Origin of the sequence: Paenibacillus radicis (ex Gao et al. 2016), from assembly GCF_014641555.1 — a bacterium.
Lineage (GTDB): Bacteria > Bacillota > Bacilli > Paenibacillales > Paenibacillaceae > Pristimantibacillus > Pristimantibacillus radicis.
This window is the reverse complement of the sequence record NZ_BMHY01000014.1, coordinates 50,110-70,625: the sequence shown is the minus strand read 5'-3', so window position 1 is coordinate 70,625 and position 20,516 is coordinate 50,110. Positions and strand designations below refer to the sequence as shown.

The window sequence follows — 20,516 nt, the reverse complement described above, 5'->3', positions numbered from 1 at the left end:
GCCAACCGCGACGAAAGCCGTGCGAATCGCAATCTGCGATCCGCGCGGCTTTTTTTCATAGCTGGTCGCAACTTCCATCTAAGCTATAGCGTCTAAAGATTGTTCGATTGTAAATTTACCTACACGATGATTGCCTACATAACGATTGGACGTTTGAGCTTTGAACAGATAACAAAGAAGGCGCAAGCTTATTCCATTTATGGAGGGTGATTTTTCAATATGAAGAACAAAAAGCGTTGGATTGCGATGGCGGTCGCTGTTATGATGGTCAGCAGCCTGCCGGCAGCGGCATTTGCGGATACTCCGGCGGGACCGGCAACCGTGCCTGGGGAGGCGGCCAGTGTGGACAATGGGACGACAGAAGATCCGATTGACGTAGCGGTATCCAAAGAGAAAGCGACCTCGCTTGCGCGCGAGCTGGTCAACATTCCGAAGGAGTATACCTTGCAGGGTGCTTCCTACTCGACGGATCTGCTGGCAGGCGGCAAACGCGGCGCTTGGTCGCTGGATTTCGTGAAGAAGGTCAACGGCAAGCATAAAGGCAGCATCTACGTGCGTATCAGCGCGGACAGCGGCCAATTGCTGGATTTTGACACGTATGTGGACAATGCCAACTCGAAGCCTTCTTACCCGTTGAAGGTCGAACGGTCTGAGGCTCTCGAAATCGCCAAAACGTATATTAACACGATAGCTCCAGCCTATAAGGATCAGGTGCAGTACAATCCGGATTACGGCGTGCAGCTGCTTCCGCCGCTGACGGGAGAGGTGCGGCATTCCATCCGCTATGACCGAATTGTCAACGGCATTAGCTATGTCGACAATTATATCGAGCTTGAAGTCGACAGCGAGGGTCACGTCATGCGGTACTCACTCGTGTGGGATAGTACAATTCAGTTCCCGAAAGTTGATAAAATGCTGTCCCTGCAAGAAGCTAATGCCAAACTGAGCGAGCTGGCTAAGCCTGCCTTAACTTATATTTTGCCTTATGGCGCTCAAAAAAACACGAAGCCGGCTCTCAGTTATGAGCTGGATACGTTGACGATTCAGGCAACGGACGGCAAGCTGCTTCCAGAGATGTACGGAGGCAGGACAGAGGTCATCTCCCCAACGCCGGTAGCAGAGAAGGCGCTTGGAGAGGCGCCGAAAAAAGGCGTAAGCCTCACCGAGAAGGACGCTATTGCGAAGGTGACGTCTGCTTTCACGCTGCCTGCTGGAGCGAAGGTCTCCGGCACAAGCTATAACGAATATGCCAATGAAAGAACGGGCAGTAATAACGCGAGCTGGAATATTAGCTGGACGATTACAAGCAACAACCAGGAAGTCGGTTCTGCCTACGCAACGGTCAATAGCGACACCGGTGTTGTTGCAAGCTTTAATTGCTATCTATACGGCGACGACTCAAAAGTTGCCGTTACACTGGAGCAAGCGAAAGCCAAGGCGATCGAGACGGTCAAAAAGCAATTGCCATGGGCAGCCAATGAATTGTACCTGGTTGAACCTAATAAAGATCAGTACAGCCCGGATAAAATCGGAACGATGGATGCTTACTATTTCAGCTTTGTGCACAAAATTCATGGCGCAACGGTATCCTATGACCGTGTAGGCATATCAATAGACGGTAAAACCGGAGAGGTGCGTAATTTTGACGCATCGCTTAACGATTATGCATACCCGGCTAAAGCGCCGAATCTTATTGGCAGCAAGCAAGCTGTCGACAAATGGCTCACCTACTATCGTACCCAGCTTACGTATTATTTGGCTCAACAGTATATCTGGCACGGACAGCCGATTCCAGTTGAGAAGTATAAAGTATTGCTTGCAGCCGGCGAAGTGCAAGCAAACGAAGTGGAATATAAGACTGAAGCGCAGCTGGTCTACCGACTGGTGCCAAGACTGATTGACGAAGCTGTATTTCTGGATGCAGAGACCGGCAGCTGGCGGAGTCGTGATACAGGCGATGTGACACAGCTGGAGAAGCCTCAGGCGACGGACATCAACGGACATTGGGCGCAGCGTCAATTGGAGCTGATGGTTGCTTATAAGGCGCTTGACGTGAAGGATGGTAAAGTCCGTCCGAACGCGATAGTGACGCGCGGCGAGTTGATTAAGATGCTGGTATTATCGATGAATAGCGGTCACAAACCGATGTTTGCGGCGGGTGATACCGCTGCAAAGGCTTCCTTTAACGATGTGGCCACAAGCTCAAGCTATTACGTCTATGTCGAGTCGGCCTTGCAGCAAAATCTGATCGACATTGGAGATGGAACGTTTAATCCCGAAGGAAAAGTGGATCGTGAAGAAATGGCAGAGCTGATTGTTCGAGCTTTGGGTTATAACACCCTCGCCAATTATGATCAATTATTCCGCATTTCGTTCAAGGACGCTGCCAAGGTTGAGAAGAAAGGCCAAGCGGCAATCGTCGTTGGTCTTGGCATTATGACGTTGTCTGACGGCAACTTCGCACCGGAGAAGCAAGTGACGCGTGCGGAAGCTTCCGCAGCCTTCTTCCGTTTCCTGCAATCACGAGCTGATCTGCAAGAAGCGCCACTGCGCAATTAAGAAAAGTAGAAAACGCCGCCCTGCGAGCAAGACGGTCGCGGGGCGGCGTTTTATTGTGTCTTTAGTCGGATTTTTTCTTATCCGCTGTAAAATTAGTGACGGATTTGGTATCCTCTACATTATCGTTGACGAAAGCCATATCCTGATTTTTTGCTTTCATAGCCGTTGTCCCTTTATAATTGCCTTTGTGGCTCTTATTTTCCATCGGTTGCATGCACCTCCTTTGCTTCAGTATTATTTCCACAGCAGGGTGAGGCATTCGCCGCATTAGACAGTTTAAACAACAAGGAGTGTAGATGGTGCGTTTGAATCGATCGTTTTATCGTTATTTGGTTTTTGTTTTATTCGCGGCATTCAGCTTGCTGGTCGTTCATCTTAGCAATGAAGTTTTGATCCGCAACGGAGACGAAGCCGTCACCAATAAATACTTATTTGTACAATACGGTATGCTGTTTGCCTTTGGCATTAGCTTTCATCTATTATTGGGAGCCGAGTTATGGCTGCGTATAAGGGAAACGTTCTGGACGCTTCTGTTATCCTTGCTGCTAGTGGTTGGCTGCTACTTGCTTGCAATCAACAGCGTACAGTTGTATACCGAAGCATCCGGTTACGTTAACGCTGCACTCCGCATGGTGCTCGATGATCGGGTTCATCTGATGGTTATCGTGCTGGCGGGCTATTTGTTCGGCTTCTCTTTTGCAGAAAAAAGGTACAGGTAATCGCGGAGCGCATTGAGGTTAACGTCTATACGGATAACCCTCCGCTTACATATGCTGATGTCATAAAGCTACTTGGATAGGGGGCTTGTGACATGGATTTAACGCCTGACAACAACAACATAACGAGTATTGTGATCGTCTCCCGCAATCAGTTGGCGTTCACGAAGCAATGCATGGACAGTATTAGAAGAAATACGGCCGCCGGAAGCTATGAGCTCATTCTGGTTGACAATGGATCGGATGACGGGACTGCGGCATGGGCTGCCGAGCAGGCCGATGTGAAATTAATCGCAAATCACGACAACGCAGGCTTTCCTAAAGCATGCAATCAGGGGCTTGAGCTTGCTTCAGGCTCTTTTTTGCTGTTGTTAAATAATGATACGCTGGTTACCCCAGGTTGGCTGACCGGTTTGCAGCGCTGCCTGACGAGCGATGATACGATTGGGGCAGTTGGTCCGGTTACGAATTCTGCCTCTTATTGGAGCTCCGTCCCAGCCTCTTATATGACGATAGAGGAGTTGGATCAGTTCGCTGCAACGCTGAGAAGCTCTGCGAATAATGCGAATATACAAGGGGAATGGGAAGAACGGCTTAAGCTGGTCGGTTACTGCATGCTGTTCAAGCGTGAGGCTTATGAAACAGTGGGCGGGCTGGACGAGAGTTTCGGCATCGGCAATTTCGAGGACGATGATTATTCGGTACGGCTGCGGCTTGCCGGTTATAAGCTGATATTGTGCAGGGATACGTTCGTTCATCATTATGGCAGCGTCAGTTTTCGGGAAGAGGAGCATCTGTTTATAAGCACCTTCAAGAAGAATGGCCAAATTTTCCGCGATAAATGGGGTTTTAAGGCTGAACAAGGCTTAAAGATTCGTGTAGACCTTGTGGCATTGGTTGAGAGAGAGGCTAAGCCTCCAGGGAAGAAAAGCGCACCTCAAACTGCCGAGGGAGCTTACAAGCTGCTGGAGATCGGCTGCGGCTGTGGAGGCACGCTGCTGCGGTTACGGAGCGATTATCCTGGTGCAGAGCTGTTTGGTCTGGAGAGCAATGCAGGCGCTTCGCGGATCGCTGAGACATTGGGCGTGCAGTTGGTGGGAGGAAATGACCCTTCTCAATGGGCAATCGCTCCTGGCAGTCTGGACGGTATAATTGTCGGCGAAGCGGAATGGATAACAGCGGAGGAGACGCTGCGGGCGTTAGGCTTGCTGCTCAAGCCGGGCGGGTGGCTTGCTGGAGATTTCGCTAATCGCCATTATTATCAGAATTTGCTGCGCTACTTAAATCCTGTAGAAGGCGAATCAGGGGCTTTAGAAGAAGGGTTACATGCCATTGAGCAAGTGAAGGAGCGTTATGAACGAACAGGCTTCATCAACCTCTCGATTCATTTGCTGGATGACGGCAGCAGTGACAACGGGGGCAGCGATGTTGATTTCGAGGTGCTGGAGCGGATCGTTAATACCAAAAATGTGATTGCGGGCAGGCTGACTTCGAGTCGTTTTGTCGTATATGGCACTACGGCTTCGAGCAATGCCGATTCAGTTGGTTCGTCTGAGCTGTTGGATTTGCCGCAAGGCTTGAACGATGAGCATTCCAAGCCCAGGACCAAGGAGCTTGCCGAACAAAACGATGTCCGCTTCATGGGAGAGCGGCTGGTCGTCAATCAAGAAGTGAAGACGCATTATGCTGATGTATATGAGGAGCATCTGTCCCGGTACGAATTGGCCTGCCGTTATGTCAATGGCTTGCGAGTGCTGGATGCCGCCTGCGGGGCTGGTTACGGTACGGCGATGCTCAGTCAGGCTGGAGCGCTTGAAGTATGGGGTGTTGACGTAGATTCTCAATCCGTGCAACTGGCTCAACGGGATTATGGAGGAGTAGGCATTGCTTTTGCGGCTGCTGATGTGCTGGAACTGCCCTTTGCGGATAAGGAATTTGATGCGGTCATCTCCTTTGAGACGATTGAGCATGTGGCTCAAGGAGCGGCATGGATTGCCGAATCAGCACGCGTCTTAAAACCGGGTGGTCTATTTATCGTCTCTACGCCTAACCGGACGGTCACCAATCCGCCGCTGTATTATGAAGAGCAGCCGTTCAATACCTTCCATCGTTTCGAGTATCGAACCGCAGAGCTAGCGGGTGAGTTGCTGGTTCATTATGATATAGAAGCGATGTACGGGCAAAATCCAGTCGACGATTCCCGGTTTGCTTCCCTGAACTGGCTTCGCCAGATTAGTGGACTGGAGCCGGGACGAGAGGCTAGCCGGATTATGGAGCCGCAAGGCCATCAACCCATTCCGCTGTCGCAATTCAAAAGCGCAGAACCGATGTATGTTATCGCTGTATGCCGGAAAAGGCGAGCATAGCGAGTAGCCTGTATAAGAAGAGGGATGCCTGTCAACGTGTCATCACGTTGTTAGGCATCCCTCTTTTATCGTTTATGAGTTCGGAATTTGGAACGATACCGTCGTTCCCTGGTCAGGTATGCTGACGATGGACAACCCTTGCCCATACAACTGCGTCAGCCGTCGATTGGTGTTGAACAATCCGATCCCGCCGTCCTCGTTCTTGCTCCGAGGAAGGAGGAGGAGCTGGAGCGTCTCTTGGTTCATTCCTCTCCCGTCATCCGACACTTCAAATAATGTGAAGCCGTCATTCTTCCGAATTCGAATGCGTACAGTGCCTCCCCTGGAGCGGCTCATGATACCATGCCTTACGGCGTTCTCAACCAGCGGCTGAAGAGTCAGCGGAGGGAGAACCATTTTTGCCTCCGAATCATCAAGCTCCCATACGACAGTAAGCTTCTCCTCAAAACGTTCTTTCTCAATATGCAGATAAGCTCTTACAAGCTCAAGTTCATGCGATAGAGACACCAGCTTGCCGGAGTTCAGGAAATGGAAGCTAATTCGCAAATAGGAGGTAAAAGCTTCGCCTAGCGTAAACATCCGGTCCGGATCGATATGGCTGAGCGCCATAATCGAATTGAGCGTATTGAACAGGAAATGAGGGTGGATCTGCGCCTGCAAATAAGCGGCTTCCATACGAACTCTCTCGTTCACCGATTGCTTCAATGTCGTAAGCGACCAGATCCGATATTTCAATTCGGTTGCGTCCAGCGGCTTCGTTACATAGTCATTGGCTCCAGATTGAAAGCCTGTATAAATGTCGGTTGGTTCACTGCGGGCGGTTAGCAGCAGTACCGGAAGCTCGGATAGCGAATAGCGTTCCCGCACTTTCTGTGTCAATTCATAGCCGGAAACATGGGGCATCATGACATCTGTGATGAGCAAATCCCAAGACTTTGTTCCGAGCAAGCTCATTGCTTCTTCAGCAGAAGTGGCGAAATGAATCTCATACGGTTCCGTAGAAAGAATGCCGGCTAATACCTTCAAGTTGACTAGATCGTCATCGACAGCAAGTATTGTGGCCGTTCTTTCTCCCGCTGGCAGGGAAAGCATCGGCTGGCTGGAAGGCCAAGCACTGCCTGCAACATCGGCAAATCCCCGGGCTACGGCAATTTCCGCGGAAGACTCCTTTAACATGTCCGACCGCCTGTCATGGTCATGGACTGAAGCGGATGACGATTCTGCGAGCGGCAATGCGAACCGGAACGTTGAGCCTTTGCCTAGCTCGGAACGGACCGTAAGTTCTCCGCCATGGAGTTCGACGAGCTGCTTGCTGATGCTAAGGCCAAGACCTATGCCACCGCTGACGCTGCCCCCGTCTGCTCCATGCTCATAGGGCAGGAAAAGCCGTGTCAGCAATTCCTTGTCCATACCGCTACCCGTATCGGTTACTTCTATGGAAAGCTGACCGTTGCGGCTGTCCGCAGAGACGGTGACGGTTCCAGTCTCCGTGTGCTTAAGTGCGTTATGCAGCAAGTTGAACATGATCTGCACAAGCCTTTTCTCATCCGCCCAAGCGGGCGGAGTGGAGGGGGAGGCGAGCAGCTTCAATTGAACGGGTTTGCCCTCTGTCATATAGCGCAACATACTGAACACGCCGGATACGACGGATGGGAAAGATAACGGCTCAGCGTGCAGGACGATACGTTTTTCCCGCAGCCTTACCGTGTCGAGAAGATCATTCAGCAAGTAAGACATTCTTCGGCCGATCGTAACGAGCAATTCCATGTCTTGCGTACTTCTTTCGGCCATCGTATGCTTCTCTCTCTCCGCGAGGCTCTCAGCAATGCTGATGATGCCATGCAGCGGTGTTCTCAGCTCGTGGGAAGTGTTGGCTAAGAATTGATCCTTTAATTTGTCCGCAGCTAGCAGCTGTGCATTTAACTTTTTATTCTCGGTGGCATTGCGGAAATAGCCTTTGAACCAATAAGCGGAGAAGCCGATGATCGCTGTAAGCACATCTAACGGGTAGTAAATGTCGGTAAGTTCTTGCCGGTTATTGAATGCGCCCCATATGACGCTCGATAGGAGGCCCATAGCCGTGAACAGTAAGTAAATTGAGTCTTTTTGCTGCTTGATGACCATTTTGACGATAATGGCAACGAACCAAATGATCGGGAACAAATAGAAAAGCAAGAAAATATGATTCTTGAATGTGAAATAGATCAGCGGCGGAGTGGCTGCCAGTATAAAAACGGAGTATAGGACGAGTGCAGTCACATACACATAATAGGTTTTTCGGCCTGATAAACGGGCAGAGAAGCCTCTGGCAAGCAGCAGGATGAAAAAAGAGAGCCAAAGATAAGAGAGCATCTTGATTTTCAGCGCCCAAGCGTAAGTAATGGGAAGCCATAGCAGCAGCAAGCTTTCATGATCAGATACGATGGTGACACTGGCCGTGAGCAGCAACAAGAAGAATACGAGAAATAGCCGCTCCCGCGGGTTGAACGAGAACAGGATACAGGCGTAAAGCCCATGTAACAGCAGAACGGTAAACGTAATGAGTTGAAAGGCAATGGAATAGAGGCGCTCATTGTCGAGCGCAGCTTGGGAACCGAATCGAATCGAACGGGTAATTCCTCCCTCGTACGGGTGTTCGAAATTAGCAGCCTGAATGAAAAGATCGAGTTCGCCCTTTTCTTTTGCCTCATACGAGGCTGTATAAGAAATCGTTTTTGGTGTGTAAGCCTTAGCCTTCTCCGCAAGTGTACCAAAGGGATTTTCCTTTTGTCCGTTAATCTCCACCAAGGAGGAGGCCTGGATTTCTTGAAGCCAGAATGCAAAATCTATTTCTTTAACAGGGTCGACCAAAATACGAAGATGATAGGTGCCGTAGCCGAAGGAAGATTTGCGATTGTCTGGCATCGCGCTGCTCCAATCTCCAGGAACCTGAACGTATGCTGGCTGTTCTCCGGCTTTTGGCCTGTCCTTGGAGGAGTGGAAAGCTTCAGGGTAAAACTCCCATTGCCCGTTTAAAGTAATGGTCGGGGAATTGTTAAAGTCCCAGCCTCGTAAATCGATGACGCCCTGGCTTGCATGGGGATGCGGGGGTACTCTGAAAATGTCGAACCACAATAGACGCAGCCCGAGCAGAATCGTAAGGAATAGGACGAAGGACAATGTATACTTAACAATTGGTTTAGAGGTTATCGTGGTCATAGTAATGAGTAAATTCGACAGGATTTACGGTTTTCCTTTATAAAGGCTGCTTAATGAAGGGCGAAGCAGACGTTATTTGAGAGAGAGTCTGATCTTATCGCTTAATTTTTTGTGTCTGGGCTAGTAAAGGCTGATACATGTGAGAATGCTGTTGATATTAAAATAATAGTACGCTCTAAGTTGCTTCAATTATTTGAAAACTAATACAATCTATAATTGTGTTGTAAATCAATTAAGTACCATATATCATAGTGTAGTTGACTATTTTTTACTGAAATTACTAGATATCATTAAGATCTTGTTAATGAGAGTAAAGGGGTGCATGAAGTGAAAAGAGGTTTATTTTATTTAGTTGTAAGTATGATTTTTTTATTGTTGATTAATTCCAATAGTGCATTTGCATTCAAAAGTGAAGATAATTACTCAGGAGAAAAAGATAGTTCAACGAAAGCTACCGTGGATAAAACTCCCAGTTTTCAGGATGATGAATCTTTTAAAGAGAATTATCAGAAATTATTAAAGAATCTAAAGGAAAGAGCAGCAGCTGAAGGAAACAATAAACTGGAAAAAATAGTTGATGAAAATTTGAGGAAAACAAATATCAGTGAAAATAATGAGATATCTAAGGGGGAAAACGAACAAACAATTGATAGTATGATAAATGTAGGACCCTCTAGTAATTTAGTTACTAATGAAAGTTCTGCGATACGTTATTATCTCGAAAGACAATTAGAGGAAGTTGTATATGTTAATGCTGGCGAAAAAATAGAGATATTCCAGAAGAATATTTACAATGATCCAGAGGGTGCTGATGCATTCATATTATGCATGACCGATAAAGAATTCCACACAGGTGCAAATAATTTCGTATTAGTTGAAACAAAAGTGAAAAATGGTTATATAGAGTTTTTAATGCAAACGGATAGTAATACTACACCAGGGGTGTATTATCTTTATTATCCAACTGTTGCAGGTCAGTTTCAAGCATTTCAAGTGATACCATCAAATTTGCAAGAAATTACATTTAATAAGGATGCTAATTATACGGTTAATCTAAGCTTTGGTAATTATAAGTTATATTCTTTTAATCCCGATAAAAATGGAATATATACATTCGTGCATGATAACCCTAATCTTTGGATTGGTGTGTTTGAGGATACTAGCTTTAAAAATCCGGTCATGGTAAATAAGTACATGATGTCTAATAAAGCTAGCCAAGTGAATTTAGTCCCCGGAAAAAAATATTATATATTATTGTATCCGTATAATACAGTTGGAATATTAACTTCCAAATTGTCGATGACATATGAAATTAAGAGTGCTAATAAAGTACAGTATACTTACTCGAAGTCAGGTAGATTAGAAAAAATAGAAATAACATCAGGAGCAAATACCTATACTAAGTATTTTTATTATGATAAAAACGGGAATTTAATCGAAGTGAAAGTAGTAAAAAAATAAAATTTTTTTTATTTGCACTTATACATTATTGACTAGGAGGCTTTAGGCTTTATGCGCAAATTTACTAATAAATTCAAATGGATGGCTGTAATAATCGTTATTTCTCTCTTCTTAAGTTCCTTTAAGGATTTAGCCTATGCAAATAACAATAATAATTCCGCTATTGATGTATTTGATACCCAACTTCCCGTAATAAGTACTAACTCTTCAGTATTTGATGGTTATAACTCTGTTCTTCGATTTGAGGATCAGGAGAGAAAATGGATTAATGATGAAATCCATCAGCGTTTAGGTGAATTAAATACATTGAGGGCTCAGCTATCCGCAAAATTAGAAGAAAGTACCGATATAAACCTCGAATTAGGAACAGAAACAGAAACAGATATCAGTATAAATGAAGAAACAGATACCGAATCGAATGCAGAAACAGTCGCTAATGAAGAAATAGGAACCATTAATGAAGAGATACAAACCATTAATGAAGAAATAGACACCATTGGTGAAGATAGAGAATTATCCGAGCGTGTGATTCGTTTGTTAGAGAGAGAGCAGTTGAAGGCTCTGGATGAACGAAATGAACAGATGGTTGGTCTCAGTATTGAATCCGTAGCAGAAGCATGGAATGTTGATGAACAATATATACAAGATCAGTTAGATCTGGGTCAAACACTTGAGCAGGTTGAGAAAAATCTCTATTATGCTTCAAGTCTTACTGTTGAGACAGAACTGCAAGATCAACTTAATCTACAGACAGTAACTCACTCTACATATCAAAATCAGAGCAGTGAGAATGAGGGTATTGTTTCAGAAGTAGCTAATAAAGATTATGCTATTGCGAATTTATTTCGTGCTGCGGGACTACCTCCAGCGCCTGAAGAACCTAAATTAGATATGCTCAAAATCAAACTGGATGAAGCCCCCTATCAAATTAACCTTGAAACGGAGAATGTGTCCACCATATCGGGGGGACTCTCCTTATCTGAGCAGGATTTATCCTTGCCCGGACGCAATGGAAATGGATTCACATTAACAAGAACTTATGATTCTGGTTCTTCACAGTTGTATGATGCCGATATACAAGAAATTAACAGCAGCTATTATGAGCACTATGCCCAAATAGATTACAATGTTCAAATTGAAAAAAGAAAATATTATTATAATTACCAATATCACGTATTCAAAGAGAAGTATCAATGTTCTAATAATAGGTTCATACAAACTGAGGGAGAGCGATGGACTGATGCTGTCCAGAGTTCTTACTACGACACTGCAGTAGAACGTGATGCCGCCGCTCTCAATATCGGTACACCCGGGCCTACCACGATTAGAGATGTCTGCAAGACAGAAGATCGTAAATATGTTGAAAAGTATTATTTGAAACTGATAACTTCTTCAGAAATGAAGTACAGCCATTCAGAATATGACTCTGACTTTGAAGGTCCGTTTGGATCTGTTGCAGAAGCGACATCAGTAGTGAATAGTTATAATAACCGGGTTGGACAATTAGACGGATCAGATACTAGTGGTAATACAGTTAGAAAGTATTACATAAAAGGAGCATCAGTATATACTGACAGTACTGATAGTCGCAGTTATATTAATAAACTATCTAATTCTAAGGATCAAGCACGATTTCCGCTAGGTGTAGGCTGGACTTGGGATATTCCATACCTAACCTTTGATAACGGAACTTATGTTCATTTATCCGGTGGCGGCAGCTATAAGGTTGAGAATAATTATTTAAAGGGATATCCATGGAAGGATTTAACCCTAGTTCCTGATACTACTGTGAATGTTAACGGGCTGCAATCTGCTATGGTGTTGAAATCAATTACTGGTAACAATCAATATTTCGACAATACCGGAAAACTGATTCAAATCTCTGATGCATATAATAATAATATACAATTCAAATATGGTTCAGTAGCGCCTTATGGAACACTACTGACCGAAATTGTGGATGCTATTGGTAATAAAATTACAATTAGCTATTCTAGTTCTGAAGTCACCCTGACAATGGGAGATAGAGTAGTAACGTATAAAAAGACATTGCAAAATGGTAAAGAGATATTAACCCAAGTAGTAGATGCAATGAATAGAACGACCTCCTATAACTATACGATTAAACAAGCAAAATTTGATTTGTTAAGTACTACGCCTACGACGGAAAATCCTTATGCCTTAATTACATCGGTTACATTTCCTACCGGGGCTCAGACGGTCTATGAATACGAAAGTACGCCAACTGTCCGCTATACTTCAACAAACTCTGTAAATGAAGTCTACCGTTTGGCTGTTCGCAAAGATGTAGTTAAGAATGCTGATTCATCAACGACAGATGTGAACCGAACAGTATTTTTGTATCAGACTGATATGGGAAGTTCATATAACCAAGATATGAACTTTACAACTAGAATGATTAAAGGTCAACTAGAGACAGTATATTCGTATAAAAAGGATTTTATCGATGAACAGAATCCTCCAATGATTTATAAAATAGCGGAGGAACAATCGGATCTCATTACAAAAAGAGTTACAACTAACAGCTATGATGAAGTTAGACGGATACCTAATCCGATTTCGACAACAAACTATTTTGTCTCGAATTCGATCCAATCATCACCGGTTACAAACTCTTGGACTTATGATGACTATGGAAACCTGCTATCTTCAAGTGACACCTACGGATTTGTTGTTAACTATACCTACGATCCAGTTACACATTTAAGATTGACCGAGAGGTGGCCAATCTTTAATCAACAAGATGCTTTGTATATAACAATGTCAAGAAACGCTGAGGGGGATGTATTGGATTATCAGCTTAAATCCAATAATCTTTCTGCTGAATTTTTAAAACGGACAATATATGCTTATGATAGTTTTGGCAACGTAATTTCAACCCGTGACTTCGATACGGTTCGAGAAGCGATTACCAATTATGAGTATGATCCAAGCTATGGTTCCGCATATTTGACTAAGCAAACTGAACTATATAAAGACGCAGATAATATCTCTAGAAGTAGAAGCGCTGTCTCAACGTACGATAAGCTTACAGGCAATATGCTTACTTACACAGATGGAAGAGGTTCTGCGACGAGCTATCTGCATGATAAGTTAGATCGTATTACTCAAATAACCAATCCAGATCTGTCTACGTTCAAAGTGTCTTATGATGATCTGAACAACGCGATTATTACAACCAACGAAACCAATATTAGAACGAAGTCAACCTGGGATACTATTGGCAGATTGGTTGAGACTGGATTGTATGAGAATGGTATTTATAAGGTAAAGACTAAAACAGGATATGATGCACTCAGCCGTAAATTATGGGAAGAAGATCCGTCAGGAAATCGAATCGCTTATACGTATGACCACTGGGATAGACTGATTAAAACAAGTAATGCGGATCTAAGCTTTAGTACAGTGACTTACGATGATATTGCAAATACCGTGACGGATACAGACGAAGAGAATAATAAAATTATCAAATATGCTGATAAGCTGGATAGAACTGTACAAGAAAAAGAGCTTGAGAATGGGGTTTGGATAACAAAATCCACTACACTCTATAATCCTGCGGGTCATATTAGTCAAACCAAGGATGCCTTGAATAATGTAACCCAATATAGCTACGATCTTCTTGGCCAATTAATAGGTGTGCGAACACCAAAGGATGAAGTGTTCTCATATTCGTATGACAAGTTAGGAAATATGAGTGGAATTACCTATCCCGGCAACAATCGAATTATTAAGAAATATGATGAAGTTGGTCAATTAATCCAATACACAGACGAATCTGGTGCAAATAAAAAAATGTACTATGATTTGAGCGGAAATCTATCTAAACTAATTGATCGAAAAAACCAAACCTTTACTTATCAATATGATAGCAAGAACAGATTATTGGAAAGAAAAGGGCCGTCTGAGACGATCACTTACACTTATGAGGCTGATGGTAAACGCAGTACGATGAACGATAAAACTGGTGTTACAAAATACGCGTACGACAGTAACACAGGTTTGTTAGCGAAGAAAACCTATCCAGATAATAAAACGATTCAATACAAGTATGATTTGCGAGGAAACAAAACACAAATTACAGATCCGTTTGGAATAGTAACGGATTACCAGTATGATACTGTGAATCGTTTGAGTACTGTTAGGACAAATAATGCAACAACAGAGAGATTTCAGTACTATAAGAATGATCAGCTTAAGTCGGTTATGCATGGCAACGATATGTCTAGTGAGTATGGGTACAAAGGATTTGATCTTAGCAGCTTAAAGCATATAGCCACTAATCGTTCTACCATTAATAGTTTTGAGTATACCAATGATGCTAATGGTAATGTTACAAGCCGTACGGAGAATGGTGTCAATTATTCTTATACGTACGATTCATTAGGACGCATTCAGTCAAATTCTCAGTTTAACGAGCAGTATGAATATGATCCAAGAGGGAATCGAATATCGCTAATTTCGGAAGATTCTTCATTCTCATTAAATGATTATGCCTACACACACGATGAGTGGAACAGGCTAACAAGTGTAAAAGAGAATAATCAATTATCGGCTGAATATACCTATAATGGCGATGATAAATTATACGAACGTAAAGAGAATGGAATTACTACTAGATATTATTGGGATGATGAACATATTGTTGGTGAAGCGACTGTTAGCGCTACGCAAATAACTCCTGTAGCCTCATATATATATGGGAATAATAGTTTATTGGAGAGAATTGATGCTGCTACACATAGTCGAGCATATTATATTTTAAATGGGCATCAAGATGTTATCGAGATCAGGGATCAGTCAGGGAATCTATTAAATAAGTATAGTTATGATATTTGGGGCAAACCATTAGCTGCTAATACGACAGAGACAATAGCCAATCCATTTAGATATTCTTCTGAGTATTGGGACAGCAAATCCAATTTGTTATATTTAAGCACAAGATGGTATGATCCAAGTACAGCGAGATTCCTTGAACAGGATACCTTTGAGGGTGAATTGAAGAATCCGCTTAGTCTGAATCAATACACCTATGCTCATAATGATCCTATCTCGTATAGTGATCCTACTGGTAATTTTGCATTCTTAATCCCGCTAGCTATTTATGTGGGTAAAGTTGCAATAAAGACGGCAGTGGATGTATCCATTGATTATGCATCAGCAAAAGCATCAGGTACTAAATTTAATGCTGGGAAATCTATATTAAGTAATAGCATAAGTAATGCGGTGCCAGGCCTGGGAGAAGCCAAGACGATTAGTAAGATTGCTAAGGCCGGTAAGGTTATACAGGCTGCAAAGGCGTCTAAGAATGCGGGGAAAGTTGTTGAGAAGAACACCGGAAAAGCTAAAAATTTCATGAAGTCTGATAAAGAAGCGACAGGGGATCATACAGTCTTGAAAAGAGATCCTAAAACGAAGGAAGTTACGAATTATGAGACCTATAAATCCAATCCAAGAAACCCGAATGGTTTTGATAAGGTGCAACGTTATGATGGGATAGGTAAAGGCCACCATAATAAGCTAACAGGTAAAGAAATTCCTACGCCACATGTAAATGGTAAGTCAATTCCTGGGGGAGTTAGACCGGCGTATCCCAATGAAATTCCAAAGAAAAGGCGATGAAGATGGACATATTAAAGTGGATTCAAAATTGGTATTTCGAAAACTGTAATGGCGATTGGGAACATATGTATGGAGTTAAAATTGATACAATTGACAATCCTGGTTGGACTGTGAAGATTGATTTAGTGGAGACTTGTCTTGAGAATGAGCATTTTGAAATAATTAAAGGCGAAAGAGATGAAGAAGATTGGTATTACTGTGAAGTAAGGGATGGAATGTTCTATGGTGCAGGAGGAGTGGGGAACTTAGAAGAAATATTAAATTATTTTAGACAGTGGGCTTCAAGCATAGAGAGAAATTAGTTTTTTAGTAATTAGAGAAACCTTGGTTGGCTTCATGCCTTTCAAGGTTTCTTTTTGGGGTGTGTGAGCTAATATGCGTCGAATAAGACTCAGCCACTTTACTAGTCTTCCATATTACATAGAAGCGGGCGCATCGCCGCCTCCTGGAAAGTGCGCATCCAGATCAACTGGCGGCGTCAAATGCGGGCTAAGGGCCAGAGTTAAAAAGGTATTCACAGACTCCCATTGTCTTCAAGCGTATATGCACCTGCATGTACTTTATAAATACTCAATTTAATGTACAGTATTGGATTAGGCTTTCAATGTATATAGGCATCAGGTATAATAGCGACAGAAATATTTATATTAAGGAGCTGTTCAATAATGCCACTTTCATGTGGAATCGTCGGGCTGCCAAACGTCGGCAAATCGACTTTGTTTAATGCAATTACGCAAGCGGGCGCTGAATCCGCGAACTATCCTTTCTGTACGATCGATCCAAACGTTGGCGTCGTGGAAGTACCGGACCCGCGTCTAGATAAACTGGTTGAGCTCGTTACGCCAAAAAGCATCGTCCCTACCGCTTTTGAATTTGTCGATATCGCTGGTCTGGTTGCCGGCGCGAGCAAAGGCGAGGGACTTGGAAATAAGTTCCTGGCCCATATCCGCGAGGTAGACGCGATTGTTCACGTCGTTCGCTGTTTCCAAGACGAGAACATCACTCACGTTAATGGCAAAATCGATCCGCTGGGCGATATTCAGACGATCAATCTGGAGCTGATTCTGGCCGATATTGATTCGGTTGATCGGAAGATCGAACGCTCCCGTAAAAACCTCAAAGGCGGCGACAAAAAAATCGCTCAAGAGGTTGAAGTGCTGGAACGCGTCAAAGCAGCTCTTTATGAAGACAAGCCAGCTCGCAGCCTTGATCTGAGCGACGATGAGCGTCTGCTCATTCGCGACCTTCATCTCATTACGATGAAGCCAGTGTTGTATGCAGCTAACGTTAGCGAAGCTGAAGTAGCTGACACGGGCAGCAACGAGTACGTACAAAAAGTGCGTGAATTCGCCGCTGCGGAAAATGCGGAAGTGGTACAGATCAGCGCGCGTGTAGAAGAAGAAATCGCCGAGCTGGAAGGCGACGACAAAGCGATGTTCCTGGAGGAGCTGGGCTTGCAGGAATCCGGCTTGAACCGTCTGATCGCTGCGGCGTACAAGCTGCTTGGCTTGTACACGTACTTCACGGCAGGGGTGCAAGAGGTTCGCGCTTGGACGATCCGTCAAGGCACGAAAGCGCCTCAAGCAGCAGGCGTCATTCATACGGACTTCGAACGCGGCTTTATCCGTGCCGAGGTTGTATCCTTTGATGATCTCTCTGCTGCAGGATCGATGGCTGTTGCGCGCGAGCGCGGACAGCTTCGCCTTGAGGGAAAAGAGTACGTCGTGAAAGACGGGGACGTTATGCATTTCCGTTTCAACGTCTAGAATAGAGCTATAACGAAGAAGACCCTTTGTGGTCTTCTTTTTCGTACCCGAAATTCCTCCATGGAAAGGAGAATCGCATTTTCCGCTCTCTATAGCTCTTTCGAGTCATGCCAAATTTAGCGCGGAGCATTATACTTGATGGCGAAAAAGATGACCCTTTGCCTGTGTGTAAAAGATATCGTATTTAACGTATTGCAACGCGCTTACCCGCGAAAGAAATGAAGGAAGTGATTGCCGTATGCAACAACAGATACAACTCAGGAAACAGAAAAGAAGGCTTCCTCAAATTGTGCTTCTCGTTTTTGCCGTCATTTGGATGGTCGGCTTGCTGCCGTCCCTTATGCCAGTTGCCTCGGCTCATGCTTCGCTGGAGAAGCGGGTCCCCGAGGCGAATGCGAAACTGAAGGAATCGCCGCCTTTTGTCGAGCTCAGCTTCAGCGAGGCTATTGAACCGAGTGCCGGTTCATTGCAGGTGCTGGATTCTCAGAAGCGGAAAGTGACCTCTGACAAACCGACGCTCAATGAAGATCGGACAACGCTGAAGCTGGCGCTGCCGTCCCTGCAGGAAGGGGTCTATACCGCGTCCTTCCATATCGTGTCGGAGGATGGTCATCCGGTCAGCGGTTCCTATGTATTCGTAGTGGGCAACCCCCCGGAATGGAAGGATGGTTCCACCTTTAATGACGACGCTGGCGGCAGTTCCGGCTCGCATGGACTATCTAGCGACAATTGGCTGCTGTTCACTGTGCGTATTGTTTACTATCTGTCCCTGCTAATTGCGGCGGGATTAATGATTTGGTCGGCCTTATACCGCAATCCTAGTGAGTCCGTCAGCGGCGTACACCGCCGATTGCTGCTCCTCTCACTGAGGGTGCTGTTAATTTCACTGCTGCTGCACATCTTCATTCAAGCCAAAGAAATTATGGCCGGTCAGCCTTTCAGCGCATGGGGAGAGCTGTTTACCGGAACAGCTACCGGCCGCGCATGGCTGGAGCTTATCGTCGTTGTGCTTGCCGGTTTCGTTATTCAACGGGCACCTATGTATGTGAAGCTGTTATGGGCGGTTATTATACTGGCTATAGAAAGCTTAATTGGTCATCCTGCTGCCAATGACCTTAAGATCCTGACGCTTGCAGCCGATTGGATCCATTTGGTCGCAGCAGCAATATGGGCCGGCGGTTTATTGGCGCTTGTGGTCCTCTGGTTTGAAGACCGGAAGGAAGCGGGACGGTTCGGGGCGAGCTTTTCAAAGGGAGCACTCATCTCTCTTGTTGCGCTCGTCGTCAGCGGTATTCTGATGATGACGCTTTTCCTGCCTAAGTTTTCCTACTTGTGGCTGACGCCATGGGGAATAATGCTGGCTATTAAATCAGGGCTTACGTTGCTCGTTATCGGAACAGGCGCTTGGCTTCGCATTCGAATGAGCAAAAGCGGTATTCCAGACGGCCGGTTGCTTCGTGTCGATCTGGGTCTAATGCTCGTTATCGTGGCGATCGCCGCGATCTTCACCTACATTAGCCCGTTGCCGGCGAATGAGCCAATCAGGCATCACGAAATGGGCGAGGATATGCATTATACGCTCAGTATTACACCAAACGTACCGGGCGGCGAAAATGAAGCGAAGCTGCAAATCTGGCTGCCGGAAGCGGCCGGAGAGCCGAAAGCCGTTGTGCTTCGCCTGCATCCGCAAGGCAGTGAGGAGGCGCCGCTGGACGTGCCGCTTGCCCCTTTTGATGACGAGTCCTACGATTCCTATCCGGGCTACGCGAGAACTTCGTATCAGGCAACCGGAGCTTTCCTTCCGTATGCCTCGAAGTGGAAAGCAGAAATTCGAGTCATGACTCAGGATGATATCGAAATGGTGAAGCGATTGGATTTTGTGAACTATTAGACGAATATAGGCGGAGACATCAGCGGTGATTCGGACACATTTTTTTCACCAGTCATAGCTCTATCGAGTCATGACTGAGAACTCAGCTATCCTTATACTGGGGAACGAGAGATAAAGATTAATAACCGGGAAGGGTTGTGCAGAGTAATGAAAAAAATGCAAAAGTGGTTTGTGACCGCATCGGTCAGCTTGAGCCTTAGCCTGTTCCTGTTCGTCGGAATGGCTAGTGCCCATGTGACGGTGCAGCCGCCGGAGGTTCCGGCCAATTCGTATCAGGTGTTCACTGTTCGCGTGCCTAGTGAGACAAAAGGCGTTAACACGATAAAAGTACAAGTGAAAGCAGCCGATGGCGCTGCGATTTCCCGCGTCGAGCCGAAGCAGGGCTGGAAGCATGAGATCGAGAAAAATGCTGACGGCTCGATCGCAAGTGTAACTTGGACTGCTGAAGGTCCAGGGCTGGCTGAGACGGAATTCACAGAATTCCGTTTGAGCGGCAAAGTCAACGAAGATGCGACTCAGCTTGTATGGCGCGCTTACCAAACCTATAGCGACAACAGTGTTGTTGAGTGGATTGGCGGAGACGGTGCAGACAAACCGGCATCTGTTCAAAAGGTTACTCCTGCGGTAGCGGGCGGCGGTGACGGTCATGGGGCCGGCGGCTCGTCTCACGCAGCAGGCGACGAGGCGAAGGATGATGGTCAATCGCCATTGCCGCTTATTTTATCGATCGTAGCGGTTGTTCTGGGCGCAGCAGCGCTCGTTACGGCAGTTGCTAAAAAGAAAAAATAAAGTTTTGCTGAAGACGAGCCGGTTGCGGTTCGTCTTTTTTATGGCGTTTTTGCTTGATAACTTTAAAAAAACCGCTTTCTGAGCGATTCTGACATGCAGTTAGGCAAATACACCAGTCGTAACCTTT

At 45.1% G+C, this 20,516-nt stretch carries 11 protein-coding genes; 9 read left to right on the top strand and 2 right to left on the bottom strand.

Annotated features, from left to right (window positions below):
* Nucleotides 1-219 precede the first annotated feature (219 nt).
* Entirely contained in the window at nucleotides 220-2,559 is a 2,340-nt protein-coding gene (locus IEX98_RS24485) for an S-layer homology domain-containing protein (RefSeq protein ID WP_188892326.1), read from the top strand.
* A 61-nt stretch (nucleotides 2,560-2,620) separates the two neighbouring features.
* Here IEX98_RS24485 and IEX98_RS24480 read toward each other — a convergent pair whose 3' ends face one another.
* The gene (locus IEX98_RS24480; RefSeq protein ID WP_188892325.1) at nucleotides 2,621-2,764 is read right to left on the bottom strand and encodes a hypothetical protein; all 144 of its coding nucleotides are present in this window, start codon (nucleotides 2,762-2,764) and stop codon (nucleotides 2,621-2,623) included.
* Between the two features lie 91 nt (nucleotides 2,765-2,855).
* Between IEX98_RS24480 and IEX98_RS24475 the strand changes: the two genes are divergently transcribed.
* Both IEX98_RS24475 and IEX98_RS24470 read left to right on the top strand, forming a co-directional pair.
* Nucleotides 2,856-3,278, top strand: a complete 423-nt coding sequence (locus IEX98_RS24475; protein ID WP_188892324.1) for a hypothetical protein — start codon at nucleotides 2,856-2,858, stop codon at nucleotides 3,276-3,278.
* Between the two features lie 92 nt (nucleotides 3,279-3,370).
* The gene (locus tag IEX98_RS24470) at nucleotides 3,371-5,641 is read left to right on the top strand and encodes a methyltransferase domain-containing protein (protein ID WP_188892323.1); all 2,271 of its coding nucleotides are present in this window, start codon (nucleotides 3,371-3,373) and stop codon (nucleotides 5,639-5,641) included.
* A 72-nt stretch (nucleotides 5,642-5,713) separates the two neighbouring features.
* Here the strand turns inward: IEX98_RS24470 and IEX98_RS24465 are convergent, their stop codons facing one another.
* Nucleotides 5,714-8,839, bottom strand: a complete 3,126-nt coding sequence (locus IEX98_RS24465; RefSeq protein WP_188892322.1) for an ATP-binding protein — start codon at nucleotides 8,837-8,839, stop codon at nucleotides 5,714-5,716.
* Between the two features lie 327 nt (nucleotides 8,840-9,166).
* On the opposite strand from IEX98_RS24465, the gene IEX98_RS24460 reads away from it, so the two are divergent.
* The 6 genes from IEX98_RS24460 to IEX98_RS24435 all read left to right on the top strand — a co-directional run bounded on the left by IEX98_RS24460 (nucleotide 9,167) and on the right by IEX98_RS24435 (nucleotide 20,389).
* Nucleotides 9,167-10,300, top strand: coding sequence for a hypothetical protein (locus tag IEX98_RS24460; RefSeq protein ID WP_188892321.1), 1,134 nt, complete (start codon nucleotides 9,167-9,169; stop codon nucleotides 10,298-10,300).
* Between the two features lie 51 nt (nucleotides 10,301-10,351).
* The gene (locus IEX98_RS24455) at nucleotides 10,352-15,943 is read left to right on the top strand and encodes an RHS repeat-associated core domain-containing protein (protein ID WP_188892320.1); all 5,592 of its coding nucleotides are present in this window, start codon (nucleotides 10,352-10,354) and stop codon (nucleotides 15,941-15,943) included.
* Between the two features lie 2 nt (nucleotides 15,944-15,945).
* Nucleotides 15,946-16,245, top strand: coding sequence for an immunity 53 family protein (locus IEX98_RS24450; RefSeq protein ID WP_188892319.1), 300 nt, complete (start codon nucleotides 15,946-15,948; stop codon nucleotides 16,243-16,245).
* 363 nt (nucleotides 16,246-16,608) lie between these two features.
* Nucleotides 16,609-17,709, top strand: a complete 1,101-nt coding sequence (gene ychF / locus IEX98_RS24445; protein WP_188892318.1) for a redox-regulated ATPase YchF — start codon at nucleotides 16,609-16,611, stop codon at nucleotides 17,707-17,709.
* A gap of 238 nt (nucleotides 17,710-17,947) precedes the next feature.
* Nucleotides 17,948-19,600, top strand: coding sequence for a copper resistance CopC/CopD family protein (locus tag IEX98_RS24440; protein WP_188892317.1), 1,653 nt, complete (start codon nucleotides 17,948-17,950; stop codon nucleotides 19,598-19,600).
* Between the two features lie 147 nt (nucleotides 19,601-19,747).
* Nucleotides 19,748-20,389: a YcnI family protein gene (locus IEX98_RS24435; protein WP_308421827.1), complete on the top strand. Its 642-nt coding sequence runs from the start codon at nucleotides 19,748-19,750 to the stop codon at nucleotides 20,387-20,389.
* Nucleotides 20,390-20,516 lie beyond the last annotated feature (127 nt).

What these genes read in the sequence shown, in the direction of transcription:
- IEX98_RS24485 (WP_188892326.1), top strand. Translation starts at nt 220, where the DNA reads ATGAAGAACAAAAAGCGTTGGATTGCGATGGCGGTCGCTGTTATGATG.
- IEX98_RS24480 (WP_188892325.1), bottom strand. Translation starts at nt 2,764, where the DNA reads ATGGAAAATAAGAGCCACAAAGGCAATTATAAAGGGACAACGGCTATG.
- IEX98_RS24475 (WP_188892324.1), top strand. Translation starts at nt 2,856, where the DNA reads ATGGTGCGTTTGAATCGATCGTTTTATCGTTATTTGGTTTTTGTTTTA.
- IEX98_RS24470 (WP_188892323.1), top strand. Translation starts at nt 3,371, where the DNA reads ATGGATTTAACGCCTGACAACAACAACATAACGAGTATTGTGATCGTC.
- IEX98_RS24465 (WP_188892322.1), bottom strand. Translation starts at nt 8,839, where the DNA reads ATGACCACGATAACCTCTAAACCAATTGTTAAGTATACATTGTCCTTC.
- IEX98_RS24455 (WP_188892320.1), top strand. Translation starts at nt 10,352, where the DNA reads ATGCGCAAATTTACTAATAAATTCAAATGGATGGCTGTAATAATCGTT.
- IEX98_RS24450 (WP_188892319.1), top strand. Translation starts at nt 15,946, where the DNA reads ATGGACATATTAAAGTGGATTCAAAATTGGTATTTCGAAAACTGTAAT.
- ychF (WP_188892318.1), top strand. Translation starts at nt 16,609, where the DNA reads ATGCCACTTTCATGTGGAATCGTCGGGCTGCCAAACGTCGGCAAATCG.
- IEX98_RS24440 (WP_188892317.1), top strand. Translation starts at nt 17,948, where the DNA reads ATGCAACAACAGATACAACTCAGGAAACAGAAAAGAAGGCTTCCTCAA.
- IEX98_RS24435 (WP_308421827.1), top strand. Translation starts at nt 19,748, where the DNA reads ATGAAAAAAATGCAAAAGTGGTTTGTGACCGCATCGGTCAGCTTGAGC.